The 18,579-nt window shown below is 52.9% G+C and carries 13 protein-coding genes; 4 read left to right on the top strand and 9 right to left on the bottom strand.

Annotated features, from left to right (window positions below; genetic code table 11):
* Nucleotides 1-68: 68 nt before the first annotated feature.
* The 6 genes from narI to NBA72_RS02270 form a co-directional block, all read right to left on the bottom strand.
* The gene (narI, locus tag NBA72_RS02295) at nt 69-749 is read right to left on the bottom strand and encodes a respiratory nitrate reductase subunit gamma (RefSeq protein ID WP_000617103.1); all 681 of its coding nucleotides are present in this window, start codon (nt 747-749) and stop codon (nt 69-71) included.
* Entirely contained in the window at nt 746-1,441 is a 696-nt protein-coding gene (gene narW, locus NBA72_RS02290; protein WP_042947252.1) for a nitrate reductase molybdenum cofactor assembly chaperone, read from the bottom strand. The genes narI and narW overlap by 4 nt, the downstream gene beginning before the upstream one ends.
* On the bottom strand, nt 1,441-2,985 hold the full coding sequence (gene narH, locus NBA72_RS02285; RefSeq protein WP_000702601.1) for a nitrate reductase subunit beta: 1,545 nt from the start codon (nt 2,983-2,985) through the stop codon (nt 1,441-1,443). Before narH ends, narW begins: the two co-directional genes overlap by 1 nt.
* On the bottom strand, nt 2,982-6,722 hold the full coding sequence (locus NBA72_RS02280; protein ID WP_042947255.1) for a nitrate reductase subunit alpha: 3,741 nt from the start codon (nt 6,720-6,722) through the stop codon (nt 2,982-2,984). Before NBA72_RS02280 ends, narH begins: the two co-directional genes overlap by 4 nt.
* A 91-nt stretch (nt 6,723-6,813) precedes the next feature.
* Nucleotides 6,814-8,202 carry a NarK family nitrate/nitrite MFS transporter gene (locus NBA72_RS02275; protein WP_000198250.1) on the bottom strand — a complete coding sequence of 463 codons (1,389 nt, stop codon included), beginning with the start codon at nt 8,200-8,202 and terminating at the stop codon, nt 6,814-6,816.
* A gap of 213 nt (nt 8,203-8,415) precedes the next feature.
* Nucleotides 8,416-8,994 (bottom strand): TetR family transcriptional regulator, encoded by a 579-nt coding sequence (locus tag NBA72_RS02270; RefSeq protein ID WP_000121044.1) that lies wholly within the window; start codon nt 8,992-8,994, stop codon nt 8,416-8,418.
* A gap of 117 nt (nt 8,995-9,111) precedes the next feature.
* Here NBA72_RS02270 and smvA point away from each other — a divergent pair, with 117 nt between their 5' ends.
* Nucleotides 9,112-10,599 carry a methyl viologen efflux MFS transporter SmvA gene (smvA, locus tag NBA72_RS02265; protein WP_000489736.1) on the top strand — a complete coding sequence of 496 codons (1,488 nt, stop codon included), beginning with the start codon at nt 9,112-9,114 and terminating at the stop codon, nt 10,597-10,599.
* 24 nt (nt 10,600-10,623) lie between these two features.
* Here smvA and NBA72_RS02260 read toward each other — a convergent pair whose 3' ends face one another.
* The 3 genes from NBA72_RS02260 to yddG form a co-directional block, all read right to left on the bottom strand.
* A complete protein-coding gene (locus NBA72_RS02260) occupies nt 10,624-11,004 on the bottom strand; it encodes a GFA family protein (RefSeq protein WP_077464068.1) in 381 nt (126 codons plus the stop codon).
* Between the two features lie 143 nt (nt 11,005-11,147).
* The gene (ompD, locus tag NBA72_RS02255) at nt 11,148-12,230 is read right to left on the bottom strand and encodes a porin OmpD (RefSeq protein WP_000769043.1); all 1,083 of its coding nucleotides are present in this window, start codon (nt 12,228-12,230) and stop codon (nt 11,148-11,150) included.
* Nucleotides 12,231-12,753: 523 nt separating this feature from the next.
* A complete protein-coding gene (gene yddG / locus NBA72_RS02250; protein WP_000203786.1) occupies nt 12,754-13,635 on the bottom strand; it encodes an aromatic amino acid efflux DMT transporter YddG in 882 nt (293 codons plus the stop codon).
* A 277-nt stretch (nt 13,636-13,912) separates the two neighbouring features.
* Between yddG and fdnG the strand changes: the two genes are divergently transcribed.
* From fdnG to fdnI, 3 genes are read left to right on the top strand one after another with little or no spacing between them, the layout of a single operon-like run.
* Nucleotides 13,913-16,960 carry a formate dehydrogenase-N subunit alpha gene (gene fdnG, locus NBA72_RS02245; protein ID WP_079981061.1) on the top strand — a complete coding sequence of 1,016 codons (3,048 nt, stop codon included), beginning with the start codon at nt 13,913-13,915 and terminating at the stop codon, nt 16,958-16,960.
* Between the two features lie 13 nt (nt 16,961-16,973).
* Nucleotides 16,974-17,858 (top strand): formate dehydrogenase subunit beta, encoded by an 885-nt coding sequence (fdxH, locus tag NBA72_RS02240; RefSeq protein ID WP_000061599.1) that lies wholly within the window; start codon nt 16,974-16,976, stop codon nt 17,856-17,858.
* Nucleotides 17,851-18,507: a formate dehydrogenase-N subunit gamma gene (gene fdnI / locus NBA72_RS02235; protein ID WP_000045658.1), complete on the top strand. Its 657-nt coding sequence runs from the start codon at nt 17,851-17,853 to the stop codon at nt 18,505-18,507. The genes fdxH and fdnI overlap by 8 nt, the downstream gene beginning before the upstream one ends.
* The last annotated feature ends 72 nt before the right edge of the window (nt 18,508-18,579 follow it).

The raw sequence follows: 18,579 nt of genomic DNA, 5'->3' as shown, positions 1-18,579 counted from the left end.
TGCGTTGCCGAATGACGACGCCCAGGCGTTTTTCTTTGCCCGGTAAGCGTACCCCCGGTCAAAGAGAATTAGCGGCGGGTACGAACAATCTGGTAGCGACGGGTGAAATACTCAAACGGCGCGCTCCAGACATGAACCAGACGGGTGAACGGGAAGAGCAGGAAAATAGTCATTCCCAGCACCAGATGAACGCGGAAAACAAACGCCACACCGTTCAGCATTTCCGAAGACCCGCCGCGGAAGGTGACAATACTTTGCGCCCAGCCCACCAACTTCATCATTTCGCTGCCATCCGGATATTGCGCCGAAAACGGAATGGTGCTCAGGCCAAGCAGGCACTGAATCAGCAAAATGCTCATGATGATAATATCAGGTGTAGTGGATGTCGCCCGCACACGCTGATTGGTCAGACGACGCCACAGTAATCCCGCGCCGCCGATCAACGTTAATACGCCGCACACGCCGCCGAGGATCATCGCCATCTGCTGTTTTACCGCAATCGGCAGGAACCAGGCATACATCCAGTGTGGCGTCAGCATTCCAAACAGATGGCCAAAAAAGATCCCCAGAATGCCAATATGGAACAAATTCGACCATATCACCATCCCGCGCTTATCCAGCATCTGGCTGGACGACGCGCGCCAGGTATATTGTCCGTAGTCATAGCGCAGCCAACTGCCGAGGAAGAATACCGTGGCGCAAATATAGGGGTAGATGTCGTAAAAAAAGACGTTCAGGTACTGTATCATTTCGGGCCTCCCGCGCTGACGTCGACGTACTGCGGCGCCGCGTCCTGGCTAAAGCGTCGTTGATAATGGTGTAACGGTGAACTGTCACAGGTCGTGGCGTTATCTTCGATAAACTTCACCTGTTCTTCTTCCCAGACGGCATCCAGTGCCTGACGGGTATCATCCCGCGATTCCTGAATAATTTGTTTAGTGACACTGTCACTTGTAAGCGTACTGCCCGCCAGCGTCAGCAGGGCGTCAAACAGTTGATACCACGGCGCTCCTCGCTGTTTCAGACGACCGCCCAGCAGCGCCAGAATAGGGGCAATATTCTGTAATCCCTCGCGCGCTTCCGCTTCCGGCAACACGCTTAAGTACTCCAGATAGAGCGGCAGGTGATCCGGCAGTTCGCGGCAGTTGAGCTGCAGGCCCACGGTTTCATACTGGCTTAACAAATCGACCATCGCCTGGCCGCGATCGCGGGACTCCGCATGAACATGCTCGAATAACAGCAATGAAGTGGCGCGCCCTCGGTCAAACACTTCGCACCATTCTGCTTGTTTATCCAGTAACGGCGCATAAAGCAGCTCGCGAGTGAAGTCGGCCAGCATTGGCGCATCGTGTTGGATAAGGGTGAGCGCTTCATCCCGACATTCCCACAACTCGTCGTCCGGATATTCCATCAACAGGCCAATCGCTTTGAGGATTTGCATTATTCCCCCTCCGCTTTATCACGTACTTCGGTGATATTGATGGCATCAATACGGCTACTGTTGAACAGGTTGAATTTGGTATCCGACCCGTGGCAACCGTCGCCAAAAGTAAAGCCGCAGCCGTTGCGCTCCGGAAAGGCATCGCGCGCCATTTCCCGGTGGCTGGTGGGAATGACAAAACGATCTTCATAATTGGCAATCGCCAGGTAGCGATACATCTCTTCAACCTGTTGTACGCTCAGACCCACTTCGTCAATCGCGCGGGTATCCGTCACGCCTTCAACCGTCTGCGAGCGCATGTAGTGGCGCATCGCCATCATCCGCTTTAGAGCCCGAATGACCGGACCGGTATCGCCCGCGCTGAGCATATTGGCCAGGTACTGGACCGGAATACGCAGCGTCTCCACCGCCGGCAGAATATTGCCATTGTGCGGTAACCCGCCCGCGTCGGCGTATGACTGGATGGGTGACAGCGGCGGTACGTACCAGACCATCGGCAGGGTACGGTATTCCGGGTGCAGCGGAAGCGCCAGCTTCCAGTCCATCGCCATTTTGTACACCGGCGACCGTTGGGCGGCGTCGATGACGTTTTGCGGGATGCCCTGTTTAAGCGCCTCTTCGATGACCGCCGGATCGTGCGGATTGAGAAACACATCGCACTGACGTTCATACAAATCTGTCTCGTGTTCGGTACTGGCCGCGTCTTCAATCCTGTCGGCGTCGTAGAGCAGAACGCCAAGATAACGGATGCGCCCGACGCAGGTTTCCGAGCAAACGGTCGGCTGGCCGGATTCAATACGCGGATAGCAAAATATGCACTTCTCAGACTTGCCGCTCTTCCAGTTAAAGTAGATTTTTTTGTACGGGCAGCCGCTGATACACAAACGCCAGCCCCGGCATTTATCCTGGTCGATTAGCACGATGCCGTCTTCTTCACGCTTATAAATAGCGCCACTTGGGCAGGTGGCGACACAACTGGGGTTCAGGCAGTGTTCGCACAGGCGCGGCAGGTACATCATGAAGGTGTTTTCGAACTGACCGTACATCTCCTTTTGTATGTTGTCGAAGTTGCGGTCGCGGGCGCGTTTTTCAAATTCGCCGCCGAGCAGCTCTTCCCAGTTTGGCCCCCAGATCACCTTGTCCATCCGTTTTCCGTCGATCAGTGAACGCGGACGGGCAGTGGGCTGATGCTTACTCTCCGGCGCTGTATGTAAATGCTGATAATCGAAGGTAAAGGGTTCATAGTAATCATCGATTTGCGGAATCACCGGGTTGGCGAAAATTTTGCTAATTACCCCCATTTTGCCGCCCAGACGGGGCCTTATCTTGCCATTAACATCACGAACCCAACCGCCTTGCCACTCCTGCTGGTCTTCCCAGTTTTTGGGATAGCCGATGCCCGGTTTAGTTTCGACGTTATTGAACCATGCGTATTCCATCCCTTCACGCCCGGTCCAGACGTTTTTACAGGTGACGGAGCAGGTGTGACAGCCAATACATTTATCGAGATTCAGTACCATCCCAACCTGTGAGCGTATTTTCATTTTTTCGCCTCCTGTACCTGATCCCGGCCCTCATCATCCAGCCAGTTAATGTTTTTCATCTTCCTGATCATGATGAATTCATCGCGATTCGAACCCACGGTTCCGTAATAGTTGAAGCCGTAAGCCAGTTGCGCATAGCCGCCGATCATATGCGTCGGTTTTGGACAGACCCGGGTCACGGAGTTATGGATCCCGCCGCGCATCCCGGTCACTTCCGAGCCCGGAATATTCATAATTCGCTCCTGGGCGTGGTACATCATGGTCATACCCGGCGGAACGCGCTGGCTGACCACCGCACGAGCGGTAAGGGCGCCATTAGCGTTGAAGGCTTCAATCCAGTCGTTATCTTCAATACCCAGTTCACGGGCATCGGCTTCGCTGATCCAGACAATCGGCCCGCCGCGCGACAAGGTCAGCATCAGCAGGTTTTCGCTGTAGGTGGAGTGAATTCCCCATTTCTGGTGCGGCGTCAGGAAGTTAAGCGCTTTTTCCGGGAAACCGTTGGGCGGAATTTCTCGCATTTCGCTGACGCTGCGGGTATCAATCGGCGGACGATATGCCACCAGGCTTTCGCCAAAAGCGCGCATCCACGCATGATCCTGATAGAGTTGTTGCCGCCCCGACAACGTGCGCCACGGGATCAGTTCATGTACGTTGGTATATCCGGCGTTATAAGAGACATGTTCGCTTTCCAGTCCTGACCAGGTCGGGCTGGAGATAATTTTGCGCGGTTGCGCCTGGATATCACGAAAGCGAATTTTCTCATCTTCTTTATTGATGGCCAGATGGGTGTGCTCGCGCCCGGTCATCTCGCCCAACGCCTGCCAGGCTTTCACCGCCACCTGGCCGTTAGTTTCCGGCGCTAAGGCAAGAATCACTTCCGAGGCATCCAGCGCGGTGTCTATTCGCGGACGTCCTTTCGCCGGGCCATCGTGTTTGGCGTAATTGAGCTTACCGAGGAAATCGACTTCATCTTGCGTATTCCAGGCAATACCCTTACCGCCGTTGCCTAATTTATCCAGAAGGGGACCCAGCGAGGTAAAACGTTCATAGGTGGCCGGATAATCGCGTTCAACCACGACGATATTGGGCGCGGTTTTGCCCGGAATAAGTTCGCACTCGCCTTTACGCCAGTCGAGAATATCAAATGGCTGCGCCAGTTCCGCCGGGGAATCATGCTGGAGCGGGTGTAACACCACATCGGTTTCCTGTCCGAGATGTCCGACACACACTTCAGAAAAGACGCTGGCGATACCTTTGTAGATCTCCCAGTCGCTTTTGGATTCCCAGGCAGGATCGACCGCGGCGGAAAGGGGGTGGATAAACGGATGCATATCCGAGGTATTCATATCGTCTTTTTCATACCAGGTGGCGGTCGGCAAGACGATATCGGAAAACAGACAGGTACTGGACATACGGAAATCAAGTGTGACCAACAGATCGAGCTTGCCCTCAATCGCGGCGGACTGCCATTCCACCTCTTCAGGCTTAATTCCTTCGCTGGAGCCCAGCGCTTCGCCCTGGATACCGCTGTCTGTGCCCAGCAGATATTTGAGCATGTACTCATGACCTTTCCCGGAGGAGCCGAGCAGGTTAGAGCGCCAGACAAATAAATTTCGCGGGTGATTATGACCACTGTCAGGCTGTTCGCAGGCAAAACGGATAGCGCCTGATTTCAACGCTTGCACGGTATAATCCGCCGCAGACAGCCCGGCTTTATCGGCGCTCGCTTTCACGCTGAGCGGGTTAAGATTAAGCTGCGGCGCCGAGGGTAGCCAGCCCATACGTTCCGCGCGCACGTTGAAATCGATCAGGTGTCCGGAAAATTTAGCCGGATCGGCCAACGGCGACAGCAACTCTTGCGCAGTCAGTTTTTCATAGCGCCACTGGCTGGCATGGTTGTAGAAAAACGAGGTACTGTTCATCTGACGCGGCGGGCGATTCCAGTCCAGCGCGAAGGCCAGCGGCAGCCAGCCGGTTTGCGGCCGCAGCTTCTCCTGGCCGACATAATGCGCCCAGCCGCCGCCGGTTTGTCCAACACAGCCGCAGAATACCAGCATGTTAATCATCCCACGGTAATTCATATCCATGTGATACCAGTGATTCACTCCCGCGCCGAGGATGATCATCGAACGACCGTGAGTTTTATGGGCGGTCTCGGCAAATTCACGCGCAATAGTTTCGATATGTCGACGCGGCACGCCGGTAATCTGTTCGCCCCAGGCCGGCGTGTAGGCTTTTACGTCGTTATAATTATTGGCGCTATGGCAGTCATCCAGACCACGATCCAGCCCATAATTCGCCAGTACCAGATCGTAAACGCTGACGACCATCCGCTCGCTACCGTCCGCCAGAGCCAGGCGTTTCACCGGTAACTGACGTACCAGTACCGGTTCCTGCCGCACGCTGCGAAAATGTGGGTTTTCGTTGCCGCCAAAATAGGGGAAAGCGACACCCGCCACGTCATCATGCTGACCGAGTAAAGAGAGCGACAGTTCAGTTTCGACGCCCGCCGCCACCGGTTCCAGGTTCCATTTTCCCTTTTCGCCCCAGCGAAAACCGATAGAACCATTGGGCGCGACCAGTTCGCCCGTACTGTTGAGCGCGACGGTTTTCCATTCCGGATTATTGGCTTCTCCCAGTCCATCTACCAGATCCGACGCGCGCATCATACGCCCCGGTACATAACTGCCGTCTGCGCGCTCATCCAACAGGACCAGCATTGGCATGTCGGTATAACGGCGGCAATAGTTAAGAAAATAGTCGCTGGGATTATCGAGATGAAACTCTTTTAAAATAACGTGACCCATGGCCATCGCCAGCGCGCTGTCGGTACCTTGCTTTGGCGCCAGCCACTGATCGCACAGTTTAGCGACTTCGGAATAGTCCGGGGTGATGGCGATCGTCTTAGTGCCTTTGTAGCGCACTTCAGTAAAGAAGTGGGCGTCCGGGGTACGCGTCTGCGGCACGTTAGAGCCCCAGGCAATAATGTAGGCTGAGTTATACCAGTCGGCGGACTCCGGCACATCAGTCTGCTCGCCCCAGGTCATTGGCGACGCGGGTGGAAGATCGCAATACCAGTCATAGAAGCTCAGACAAGTACCGCCAAGCAATGACAGATAACGTGTTCCGGCGGCGTAAGAAACCATCGACATCGCCGGAATAGGTGAAAACCCCGCCACACGATCCGGACCATAGGTTTTGATTGTCCAGACGTTAGCGGCGGCAATGAGCTGATTCAGCTCTTTCCAGTTCGAACGAATAAAGCCGCCATGTCCGCGCACCTGTTTGTAACTTTGGCATTTTTGCGGGTCGTTCATTATAGATTCCCATGCCAGTACCGGATCGCTGTGCCGGGAAAGGGCCTCGCGCCACAGTTCTATCAGCCGCTTACGCACCAGAGGGTATTTCAGACGATTGGCGCTATAGAGATACCAGGAGTAGCTGGCGCCGCGCGGGCAGCCGCGCGGTTCATGGTTCGGTAAATCGGGACGCGTGCGCGGGTAGTCGGTTTGTTGAGTTTCCCACGTCACCAGACCGTTTTTGACATAAATTTTCCAGCTACAGGAGCCCGTGCAGTTGACGCCGTGGGTTGAGCGCACGATCTTATCAAACTGCCAGCGCTGGCGATAACTGTCTTCCCAGTCGCGGTTGGTATGCATCACCTGACCATGGCCGTCGGCAAAGGTATCGCCTTTTTGTTTAAAGTAACGAAAGCGATCCAACAGTTTACTCATGACATTTCTCCTGCTTCGATAAATTTTCCGCCACCCTGTCGATTTGGCGTTAAACCATTGCCGGATGGCCGTCCTACAGGTGCGTATGTTGTTATTGTTGTTTAGGCTTACGACGCCCGTAGACCAGCCAGGTCAGCAGGACGCAAGCGATGTAAAACAGCAAAAAGATTTTCATGGCGCCCACCGGCGAGCCGGTCAAGGCCAAAGAGGTGCCAAACGCTTTTGGAATAAAGAAGCCGCCCACAGCGCCAATAGCGGAGATAAAACCGAGTGCGGCGGCGGTATCCGTCACCGCTTCGCGCTGCGCCTGCTCATCGCTCCCGCCGCGCAGTTTGACGTTGTAGAGCGTGATCTGACGGAAGATCACCGCAATCATCTGGAAGGTAGAACCGCTGCCGAGACCCGCTGTCAAAAACAGGCCCATAAAAACAAGATAGAACGCGCTAAAGCTGCCTGCGCCGGAGCCTGGCAGCGTGAGGAATAGCAGGGCGGTAAACAGCGCCATAAAGATAAAATTAATGAGCGTTACGCGAACGCCGCCGAATTTATCGGAGATCACGCCGCCTGCCGATCGCGCCAGCGCGCCGATAAAGGGTCCAAAGAACGCCAGTTGCAGAATGTTTACGTCGGGAAATTGCGTTTTGGCGAGCATGGCGAAACCTGCGGAAAAGCCGATGAATGACCCGAATGTCGCCAGGTACAGCAGGCTAAGCAGCCACAGGTGCAGACGTTTTAGCACCGGCAATTGCGAAGCGACAGACGCTTTTGAACTGCCGATATCGTTCATACCAAACCAGGCGGCAAGCGTCGCGACAGCCAGTAACGGCACCCAGATCCAGGCGGCGTTAGTGAGGGCGAGCAGGGAGCCATCAGGTTGCGGCACGCCCTGGACGCCTAAAAAAGTAAATATCGGCAGAAAAATAACCAGCGGCGCAATCAACTGCATCACACTGACGCCAAGATTTCCCAGTCCGCCGTTAATACCCAACGCGCTACCTTGTCTGGCTTTTGGAAAGAAAAAACTGATGTTGCCCATACTGGACGCGAAGTTTGCCCCCGCAAAACCGCACAACAGAGCGATGAGCATAAATACCCCGAAAGGGGTGGCGGGATTTTGCACGGCGAATCCCAGCCAGGCGCAGGGAATAATCAATATTACGGTACTTAATACGGTCCATTTACGCCCACCAAACAGTGGCACCATAAAGGAGTAGGGAACGCGTAATATTGCGCCGGAAAGAGAAGGTAATGCGGTTAATAAAAAGAGTTGGTCGGTGGTAAAATTAAATCCAATTTTATTGAGGTTGACGGCAACAGCGCTAAACAACATCCAGACGCAAAATGCCAGGAGCAAACAACTTACTGAAATCCATAAGTTTCTTCTGGCGATGCCTTTCCCTTTATTCTCCCAGAAGGCTGGATTTTCGGGTCGCCAGTCACTCAAGAGATAACGGTTATAATTCTCGTTTTGTCGTGTCATTTTACCCCTCACATGCGCATATCATTTGAAAAAAACACAAAAAAGAGACAGAGCGTCACGCGCTCTTTTGAGAACTTATTGAAGTTTTTTTAGAATATTGAGTGAAAGAATAGATAAAAAACCAGGCCAGCGCGGCGCGAAGAGGAGATATGATGTTTCTTAATTGTTACTATTTGTAAACTAAAAGTGATTTTTATTAAATTATTTGTAACTTTACGCAAAGAGTTCAAGCGTAATCATCCGATCCAGATGGTATTTAAACGCGGGATCGGCCATTTCCGGAATACCCAGCACATACATACCGTCCAGCCCGCACACCAGTGCGATAAGCCGCCAGGCGATATCCGTGGCGTTAGCAGTAAACGTAAATTCTCCTGCCTGTTTGCCCTGCTCGATAATTGTGACCGTTTCCTCATGCCACATCTGCATCGTGAGGAGATAAGCATCTCTGATGTGCGGATCCCGATCGGCCAGAATTTGCGCCTCTCGCCACAATTTTATGTAAGGCTCAAAGCCGCCGTCTTCGCTACCCAACATAGCGTGAAGCCGTGCACGCCAGGTGGCAGGCGGCGGAACTTGCCCGGCATCAAGCAGGGTACGGATCAAATGGACAAAGGCCAGCGCTTTGAGCTCACCCGCCGAGCTGAAGTGGTGATGCACCTGTCCGGCGGCAACATCGGCTTCTGATGCGATTCGTCGCACCGTCATGGCGGCAAACCCCTCTGCCAGCGCCACGCGCATCGCCGCTTGCAGGATCACTTCGCGGCGTTCATCCCGGTTAAGGTAACTCATATTTTCCCCACATTAGCCAATGCGCGCAGTGTAACAAAAAGCTGGACATTCGTTCAACTTACCGTAGGATCCTGAAGCTGGACAAGCGTCCAAATTTGAATTTTTGAAGGGAGAGTTATGTTTCGTCAGTGGTTAACGTTAGTCATTATTGTGCTGGTCTATATTCCTGTCGCCATTGATGCCACGGTCTTGCATGTCGCTGCGCCGACACTGAGTATGACACTGGGGGCCAGCGGCAACGAGCTGCTGTGGATCATTGATATTTATTCTTTGGTCATGGCTGGCATGGTGTTGCCGATGGGCGCGCTTGGCGATCGTATCGGTTTTAAACGCCTGCTGATGCTGGGCGGGACGCTCTTTGGCCTGGCGTCACTGGCGGCGGCGTTTTCGCATACCGCCAGTTGGCTTATCGCCACCAGGGTATTACTGGCTATTGGCGCGGCGATGATTGTACCGGCGACGCTGGCCGGGATACGCGCCACCTTTTGTGAAGAGAAGCATCGCAACATGGCGCTGGGCGTCTGGGCAGCGGTAGGTTCGGGCGGAGCGGCGTTTGGGCCGCTCATCGGCGGCATATTATTAGAGCATTTTTACTGGGGATCGGTTTTCCTGATCAACGTGCCGATTGTGCTGGTCGTCATGGGCTTAACCGCCCGCTATGTTCCTCGCCAGGCGGGCCGTCGCGATCAACCGCTCAATCTTGGCCATGCGGTGATGCTGATTATTGCCATTTTGCTGTTGGTCTATAGCGCTAAAACCGCGCTGAAAGGGCATCTGTCGCTGTGGGTCATCTCGCTTACCCTGCTTACCGGCGCGCTGCTCCTGGGACTCTTTATCCGCACACAGCTTGCGACATCGCGTCCGATGATTGATATGCGACTATTTACCCATCGCATTATCCTGAGCGGCGTCGTGATGGCGATGACCGCGATGATCACTCTGGTGGGTTTTGAGCTGCTGATGGCGCAAGAGCTGCAGTTTGTTCACGGGCTATCGCCTTATGAGGCCGGGGTATTTATGCTGCCGGTGATGGTCGCCAGTGGATTCAGCGGGCCGATTGCGGGCGTGCTGGTCTCGCGTCTGGGACTACGGCTGGTCGCGACGGGCGGCATGGCGTTAAGCGCGCTGAGTTTTTATGGCCTGGCGATGACGGATTTCAGCACCCAGCAATGGCAGGCCTGGGGGCTGATGGCGCTGCTGGGATTTAGCGCCGCCAGCGCATTGCTGGCTTCCACGTCGGCAATTATGGCCGCTGCGCCGGCAGAAAAAGCGGCGGCGGCCGGCGCGATAGAAACGATGGCTTATGAACTGGGCGCGGGACTGGGCATTGCCATTTTCGGTCTGTTGTTAAGCCGTAGCTTCTCCGCGTCTATCCGTCTGCCTGCCGGGCTTGAGGCGCAAGAGATTGCCAGAGCGTCATCTTCAATGGGAGAAGCCGTGCAGTTGGCGAATAGCCTACCGCCCACGCAGGGGCAGGCAATACTGGACGCCGCCAGACATGCCTTTATCTGGTCGCATAGCGTGGCGTTAAGCAGCGCCGGGAGTATGCTTCTTTTGCTGGCGGTAGGGATGTGGTTCAGCCTGGCAAAAGCCCAACGCCGATAACATAACGCCTGGTGAGATAAGCGCTTAATGCGCTAGCTGGCAGGGGGAGTCCATTTCCTCAACCTCTTTACCGCTGAGGCGTGCGTATTGCCCCGTCAGTCGCCAGAAGGCAGGCTGGGTTTCGGTATAAATTTCCGCAGCCAGAATCAGCCGACGGCGATCAACTTCGTTCAGTTCCAGTAAGGTCCAGGGAATAAAATAGCGATCGGTATCGGTAAGCCGAAACCACAGCGGACACCCGCAGCCGGAACAGAAGTAGCGTTCGCCGCGCGAAGAGGATGAAAAGTATGGCGGTTCCGGGGAAAAGGGGGCTAGCTGTGGTTGCCCGCAGGCTTCCAGATACATGGCTATTCCACCCGACCATTTTTGACACAGCGTACAATGGCAGGCATAGACATCCAGCATTTCGACGTCAACGGTAAAATGGCTCTGTCCGCAAAGACAACGACCAGTGAACGTCTGCACGGCATACTCCTTATGACCGAGTCTACATCAAGAGAAAAAGCCAGCCCTGAAAGGACTGGCTTTGTATTCAGACTACAACAAAATTAGAACTGGTAGTTCAGACCAACAGCAACGATGTTGTCAGTGCTGATCTGCGCAACATTTTTAGTGAAGTTGGTGTCATCCAGCAGGTTGATTTTGTAATCAACGAAGGTGGACATGTTTTTGTTGAAGTAGTAGGTAGCACCGACATCGATGTACTCAACCAGATCCTGGTCGCCGTAAGCACCCAGATCTTTACCTTTGGATTTCAGGTAAGCAATGGACGGACGCAGACCGAAGTCGAACTGGTACTGAGCAACAGCTTCAAAGTTCTGAGTTTTGTTAGCAATACCGTCGATTTTACCGAATGTGGTCATATTCAGCGTTTCGGAGTAGGTGGTCGCCAGATAGATATTGTTCGCATCATACTTCAGACCAGCAGCCCACACTTCCGCATTCTGGCCAGAAGCATACAGGCCATTGGTGCCGTTGCGCACCTGACGGTCAGTACGGTCAGACTTCGCATAGGCCGCACCCACGCCAAAACCTTCGTACTCATACGTTGCGGACAGACCGAAACCGTCGCCGTTTGCTTCTACTTCATTGTCACGATCGTTTTTGCCCTGATACTGCGCGGCAAAGTTCAGACCTTCAACCAGACCGAAGAAATCGGTGTTACGGTAGGTGGCAACGCCGGTAGCACGCTGGGTCATGAATACGTCAGTCTGGGTCCAGGTATCGCCACCGAACTCTGGCAGAACGTCGGTCCATGCGCCGATGTCGTAAGCAACGCCGTAGTTACGACCATAGTCGAAAGAACCGTATTCAGCGAATTTCAGACCAGCGAATGCCAGACGGGTTTTGTCTTTGTCGGAACCTTCAGATTCAGTACGGTTGCCTTTGAATTCATATTCCCACTGGCCAAAACCAACCAGTTGGTCATTGATCTGCGTTTCGCCTTTAAAGCCCAGACGCGCGTAAGTTTTGTCACCATCACTTCCGTTATCATCAGAGAAATAATGCTGAGCGTGAACTTTACCGTACAGATCCAGTTTATTGCCGTCTTTGTTATATACCTCGGCTGCATTTACAACGCCTGCTGCCAACAGGGAAGTCACTGCCACTGCCACTAACTTAAGTTTCATTTTAATAATCCTTATAATTTTCTTAGCGTGTTTCCTCAACCATTGTTAAACGAGGCGTTTGTCAATGGCAGACTATTTTTAAATGACGGAGTGGCATAAGTTCAATAATAAGTTTCATAAGATTACAAATTATTTTAATTTGTGTGATCGAGATCTCCTTAATACATTTGAGAGTATTAATTCAAATAGGGACTGTCTAATAAGATATATTTTCGGATGGGATTATTGAGCTGTTTATAATTTTATTTTTGGTAGTAACGATTGATTATTATATGCACTAATACAGTTGCCAGCTAGCGTTGATTATATATTTGTTAATATAATTATATCATTACATTAACATATTTAACGGTTTTATAAAATCCATTTTTACCAGCGCGATCCTGGTATGGCGCAGGGGGAGCTCGTGAAAATGGAAAATCGTCAAATACACACAGGCGATAGATAAAAGCGTAGTTGTGTTATGAAGAGTGTCAAGGTGCAGCGGGTCGATTTAATATCAACATCGGCCCGCCCGTCGCTATTAGCGCCGCCGCGTTGCCAGCCAACAAAGTAGCGAACCTACGCAAACCATGACTGCGCCTTGCCAGAAGGAGAATGACAGTGGCGAGCTGAGTAACAGCGCGGCCAGAGCAGAGGACATGACGGGGGTAAAATACGACCCTACGGCCATGATAGTCACATTGCCATGAAGTATGCCCACATTCCATGCGGCGTAGGCAAACCCTAACGTTAATGCCGCGGTAAAAAGTTTAGCAATCACCGGTAGGCTAAATATCATGGCAGGTTGCGGCGTAAGAAAATAGTGGAACCACAGCGCCACGGCGGTGAGTAACACAAAGACGGTGATACCGTTAAAACCACGCGCATATTTATTGGTGACCGTGCAGTATGTCGCCCATATAAACGCCCCAAGAAATGCCAGTAAATAACTTAGCGGACTGGTGGCGACATTGTTGATAATTTCTCCGGCATTAAGACCATTCTCACCCCCCAGAACCCAGCAAACGCCAGTAAGTGCAATAAGCAATCCGGGAACAATAAGCCAGTTAGTTTTTTGCCCATTAAAAAGAATGGCAAACAGGATAGTCAGGCTGGGCCATAAATAGTTAACCATGCCGACTTCGATAGCCTGATGGCGAGTAGCGGCATAACCGAGAGAAAGCGCCAGGCATATTTCATAACTGACAAACAGTACGCTGCCTGCGATGAGGTATCGCCCCGGGAAACGGCGGATATCAGGTAATCCGACGGTAAAAATCAGCAGCAGGCCGCTTAATGAATAGATCATGGCTGCGCCGCCTACCGGTCCGAGACCTTCGCTGACGCCGCGAATTAACCCAACCATCGTGCTCCACAGAACGATGGCAACAAGCCCTATTAGCGTTGCTTTTTGTGATGTCATGCTTTGTGACTGTCCTGAATACCGCGCAAAATAAACTGCCACTTATAGCACTTTTTCCGAGGGCGATGCCATGCAGTGTCATTTTTTAGTACCTCCCTGGAGTTATTGCAGTTTAAAAATAGGGCTATTTAATAGCGGAACCGTTTCAATATTGATTTGACGCAAAAAAGTTATCGATTTTGCTGTTAGTTTCCTCGCGAAGTTATACACGCATCTTGGGCTGAGGTTTTGCTGCAGTTCGAAGGAGGCGTGCATCCGTGGAAAAAAGAGGAAAGCAATGGACGTCAGCCGCAGACAATTTTTTAAAATCTGCGCGGGCGGTATGGCGGGAACAACGGTGGCCGCACTGGGTTTTACCCCTAAAATGGCCCTGGCTCAGGCGCGAAACTATAAGCTGTTGCGCGCAAAAGAGATCCGTAACTCCTGCACATACTGTTCCGTAGGTTGCGGGCTATTAATGTATAGCCTGGGAGATGGGGCAAAAAACGCGAAAGAAGCGATTTACCATATTGAAGGCGACCCGGATCATCCGGTAAGCCGTGGCGCGCTGTGCCCGAAAGGGGCCGGTTTGCTGGACTATGTTCACAGTGAAGATCGCCTACGCTATCCGGAATACCGCGCGCCGGGTTCCGACAAGTGGCAGCGCATTAGCTGGGATGACGCTTTCACTCGTATTGCTAAATTAATGAAAGCCGACCGCGACGCCAACTTTATTGAAAAGAATGAGCAGGGCGTCACGGTTAACCGCTGGCTCTCTACCGGGATGCTGTGCGCCTCGGCGGCCAGCAATGAAACGGGTATGCTGACGCAGAAGTTTGCGCGTTCTCTCGGTATGCTGGCGGTAGATAACCAGGCGCGCGTCTGACACGGACCAACGGTAGCAAGTCTTGCTCCAACATTTGGTCGCGGTGCGATGACCAACCACTGGGTGGATATTAAAAACGCCAACGTCGTGATGGTGATGGGCGGCAATGCCGCAGAAGCGCATCCGGTGGGTTTCCGCTGGGCGATGGAAGCGAAAAACAATAACGATGCGACGCTGATCGTCGTTGATCCACGCTTTACGCGTACGGCGTCGGTGGCGGATATCTATGCGCCAATACGTTCCGGTACAGACATTACCTTTCTGTCCGGCGTTTTGCTGTACCTGATCGAAAATAACAAAATCAACGCTGAATACGTTAAGCATTACACTAACGCCAGCCTGCTGGTGCGGGATGATTTTTCCTTTGATGACGGTCTTTTCAGCGGCTATGACGCCCAAAAGCGTCAGTACGATAAATCCTCCTGGAACTACCAGTTCGATGAAAACGGCTATGCCAAACGTGATGAAACGTTGACGCACCCACGCTGTGTGTGGAATCTGCTGAAGCAGCACGTTTCGCGCTATACGCCGGACGTCGTGGAAAACATCTGCGGTACGCCGAAAGCAGACTTCCTGAAGGTGTGTGAGGTGTTGGCCTCTACCAGCGTTCCGGATCGCACTACCACCTTCCTGTATGCGCTGGGCTGGACGCAACATACCGTCGGGGCGCAGAACATCCGTACTATGGCGATGATCCAGTTGCTGCTCGGCAATATGGGGATGGCTGGCGGCGGTGTGAACGCTTTGCGCGGCCACTCTAATATTCAGGGCTTAACGGATTTAGGACTGCTCTCCACCAGCCTGCCGGGTTATCTGACGCTGCCATCGGAAAAACAGGCCGATCTGCAAACTTATCTGGCCGCGAATACCCCCAAAGCGACGCTGGCCGATCAGGTCAACTACTGGGGTAATTATCCTAAGTTCTTCGTCAGCCTGATGAAATCTTTCTATGGCGATGCGGCGCAGAAAGAGAATGACTGGGGCTTTGCCTGGCTGCCTAAGTGGGATCAGTCCTATGACGTGATCAAATATTTCAACATGATGGATAGCGGGAAAGTCACCGGCTATTTCTGTCAGGGCTTTAACCCGGTGGCGTCCTTTCCGGACAAAAACAAAGTGGTGCAAAGCTTAAGCAAACTGAAGTATCTGGTCGTTATCGATCCGCTGGTGACTGAAACGTCAACGTTCTGGCAGAACCACGGCGAATCTAATGATGTCGATCCGACAACGATTCAGACCGAAGTCTTCCGTCTGCCATCTACCTGTTTTGCGGAAGAGGATGGCTCTATCGCTAACTCCGGTCGCTGGTTACAGTGGCACTGGAAAGGTCAGGACGCGCCGGGCGAAGCGCGTAACGACGGCGAGATTCTGGCCGGTATTTACCATCGTCTGCGTGAAATGTACCGCGCAGAAGGCGGTAAAGGCGCCGAACCACTATTGAAGATGAGCTGGAACTACAAGCAGCCGGATGAACCGCATTCGGAAGAAGTGGCGAAAGAGAACAACGGCTATGCGCTGGAAGATCTCTATGACGCCAACGGTACACTGCTTGCCAGGAAAGGCCAGTTGTTGAGCAGTTTTGCATTACTGCGCGATGACGGTACGACATCCTCCTCCTGCTGGATTTATACCGGTAGCTGGACGGAGCAGGGCAACCAGATGTCCAGACGTGATAACGCCGACCCGTCAGGGCTTGGCAATACACTGGGTTGGGCGTGGGCGTGGCCGCTAAACCGTCGCGTATTGTATAACCGCGCTTCGGCGGACCCGCAGGGTAAACCGTGGGATCCAAAACGGATGCTGATCCAGTGGAACGGCGCGAAGTGGACAGGGAACGATATTCCGGACTTTAACAACGCGGCGCCGGGGAGCGGGACCAATCCGTTTATCATGCAGCCGGAAGGGCTGGGACGTCTGTTTGCTATTGATAAAATGGCGGAAGGACCGTTCCCTGAACACTACGAGCCGATGGAAACGCCGCTGGGCACTAACCCGCTGCACCCGAATGTGGTCTCGAACCCGGCGGCGCGTCTGTATGAAGAAGATGCGCTGCGCATGGGTAAGAAGGAGCAGTTTCCGTACGTGGGCACGACTTACCGCCTCACAGAGCATTTCCATACCTGGACCAAACATGCGCTACTTAACGCTATCGCTCAGCCGGAACAGTTTGTGGAGATCAGTGAGACGCTGGCGGCAGCGAAAGGTATTGCTAACGGCGACTATGTGAAGGTGAGCAGTAAACGCGGGTTTATTCGCGCGGTCGCGGTGGTAACTCGTCGTCTTCGCACTCTGCATGTCAACGGTCAGCAGGTTGAAACGGTGGGGATCCCGATTCACTGGGGCTTTGAGGGTGTCGCGCGCAAAGGCTATATCGCCAATACTCTGACGCCAAATGTCGGTGATGCCAACTCGCAAACGCCGGAATACAAAGCGTTTTTAGTTAACATCGAGAAGGCGTAAGGGAGGCGAACATATGTCTATGGAAACGCAGGACATTATTAAACGGTCCGCAACAAACGCCATCACGCCGCCTCCGCAGGCGCGTGATTACAAAGCCGAAGTCGCGAAACTGATCGACGTCTCCTCCTGTGTCGGCTGTAAAGCCTGCCAGGTAGCCTGTTCTGAATGGAACGATATTCGCGATAACGTTGGTCATTGTGTCGGGGTGTACGATAACCCTGCCGATCTCAGCGCCAAGTCCTGGACGGTGATGCGCTTTACCGAAACCGAGCAGAACGGCAAGCTGGAGTGGCTGATTCGTAAAGATGGTTGTATGCACTGTGAAGATCCAGGCTGTCTTAAAGCCTGTCCATCTGCCGGGGCTATCATCCAGTACGCGAACGGGATTGTTGATTTTCAATCTGAACACTGTATCGGCTGTGGTTACTGTATCGCCGGGTGTCCGTTTAATATTCCGCGCCTCAACAAAGAGGACAACCGCGTTTATAAATGTACGCTCTGCGTCGATCGCGTCAGCGTGGGCCAGGAACCGGCCTGCGTCAAAACTTGTCCGACCGGGGCTATTCACTTCGGCACCAAAAAAGAGATGCTGGAACTGGGCGAGCAACGCGTGGAGAAGTTAAAAGCGCGCGGCTTTGAACATGCCGGTATCTACAACCCGCAGGGCGTCGGCGGTACGCACGTCATGTATGTGCTGCACCATGCCAATCAGCCGGAGTTGTACCACGGCTTGCCGAAAGATCCGCAGATCGATACCTCAATCAATCTGTGGAAAGGGGCGCTAAAACCGCTGGCCGCAGCGGGCTTTATCGCCACTTTCGCCGGTCTGATTTACCACTACATCGGTATTGGCCCGAATAAAGAAACGGACGACGATGAGGAGGATCATCATGAGTAAGTCGAAAATGATTGTGCGCACGAAATTTGTCGACCGCGCCTGTCACTGGACGGTGGTGATCTGCTTCTTCCTGGTAGCGCTGTCGGGGATTTCGTTTTTCTTCCCGACGCTACAATGGTTGACGCAAACTTTCGGCACGCCGCAGATGGGACGTATTTTGCACCCGTTCTTCGGTATTGCCATTTTCATCGCGCTGATGTTTATGTTCGTGCGTTTCGTCCACCACAACATCCCGGATAAAAAAGACATTCCGTGGCTGAAAAATATTGTCGAAGTATTGAAAGGCAATGAGCATAAGGTGGCGGATGTCGGCAAATACAATGCCGGACAGAAGATGATGTTCTGGTCCATTATGAGCATGATTTTTGTGCTGCTGGTGACTGGCGTGATTATCTGGCGTCCGTATTTCGCGCAGTATTTCCCCATGCAGGTGGTGCGTTATAGCCTGTTAATTCATGCGGCGGCGGGCATTATTTTAATGCACGCGATCCTCATCCATATGTATATGGCATTTTGGGTGAAAGGCTCGATTAAAGGCATGATCGAAGGGAAGGTCAGCCGTCGCTGGGCGAAGAAACATCATCCACGCTGGTATCGTGAAATCGAGAAGGCGGAAGCAAAAAAAGAGAGCGAAAAAGGTATTCAGTAATTCTTTCGCGATCTGATAAACAAGGCGCTATCCTCGTAGCGCCTTGTTTTCATCTGCTGTCTGTATACTCAG

This window comes from Salmonella sp. NW1250 (genome assembly GCF_051812965.1).
Lineage (GTDB): Bacteria > Pseudomonadota > Gammaproteobacteria > Enterobacterales > Enterobacteriaceae > Salmonella > Salmonella enterica.
Note: the sequence above shows the minus strand (reverse complement) of the source record. Positions and strands in the feature narration are given on the sequence as shown.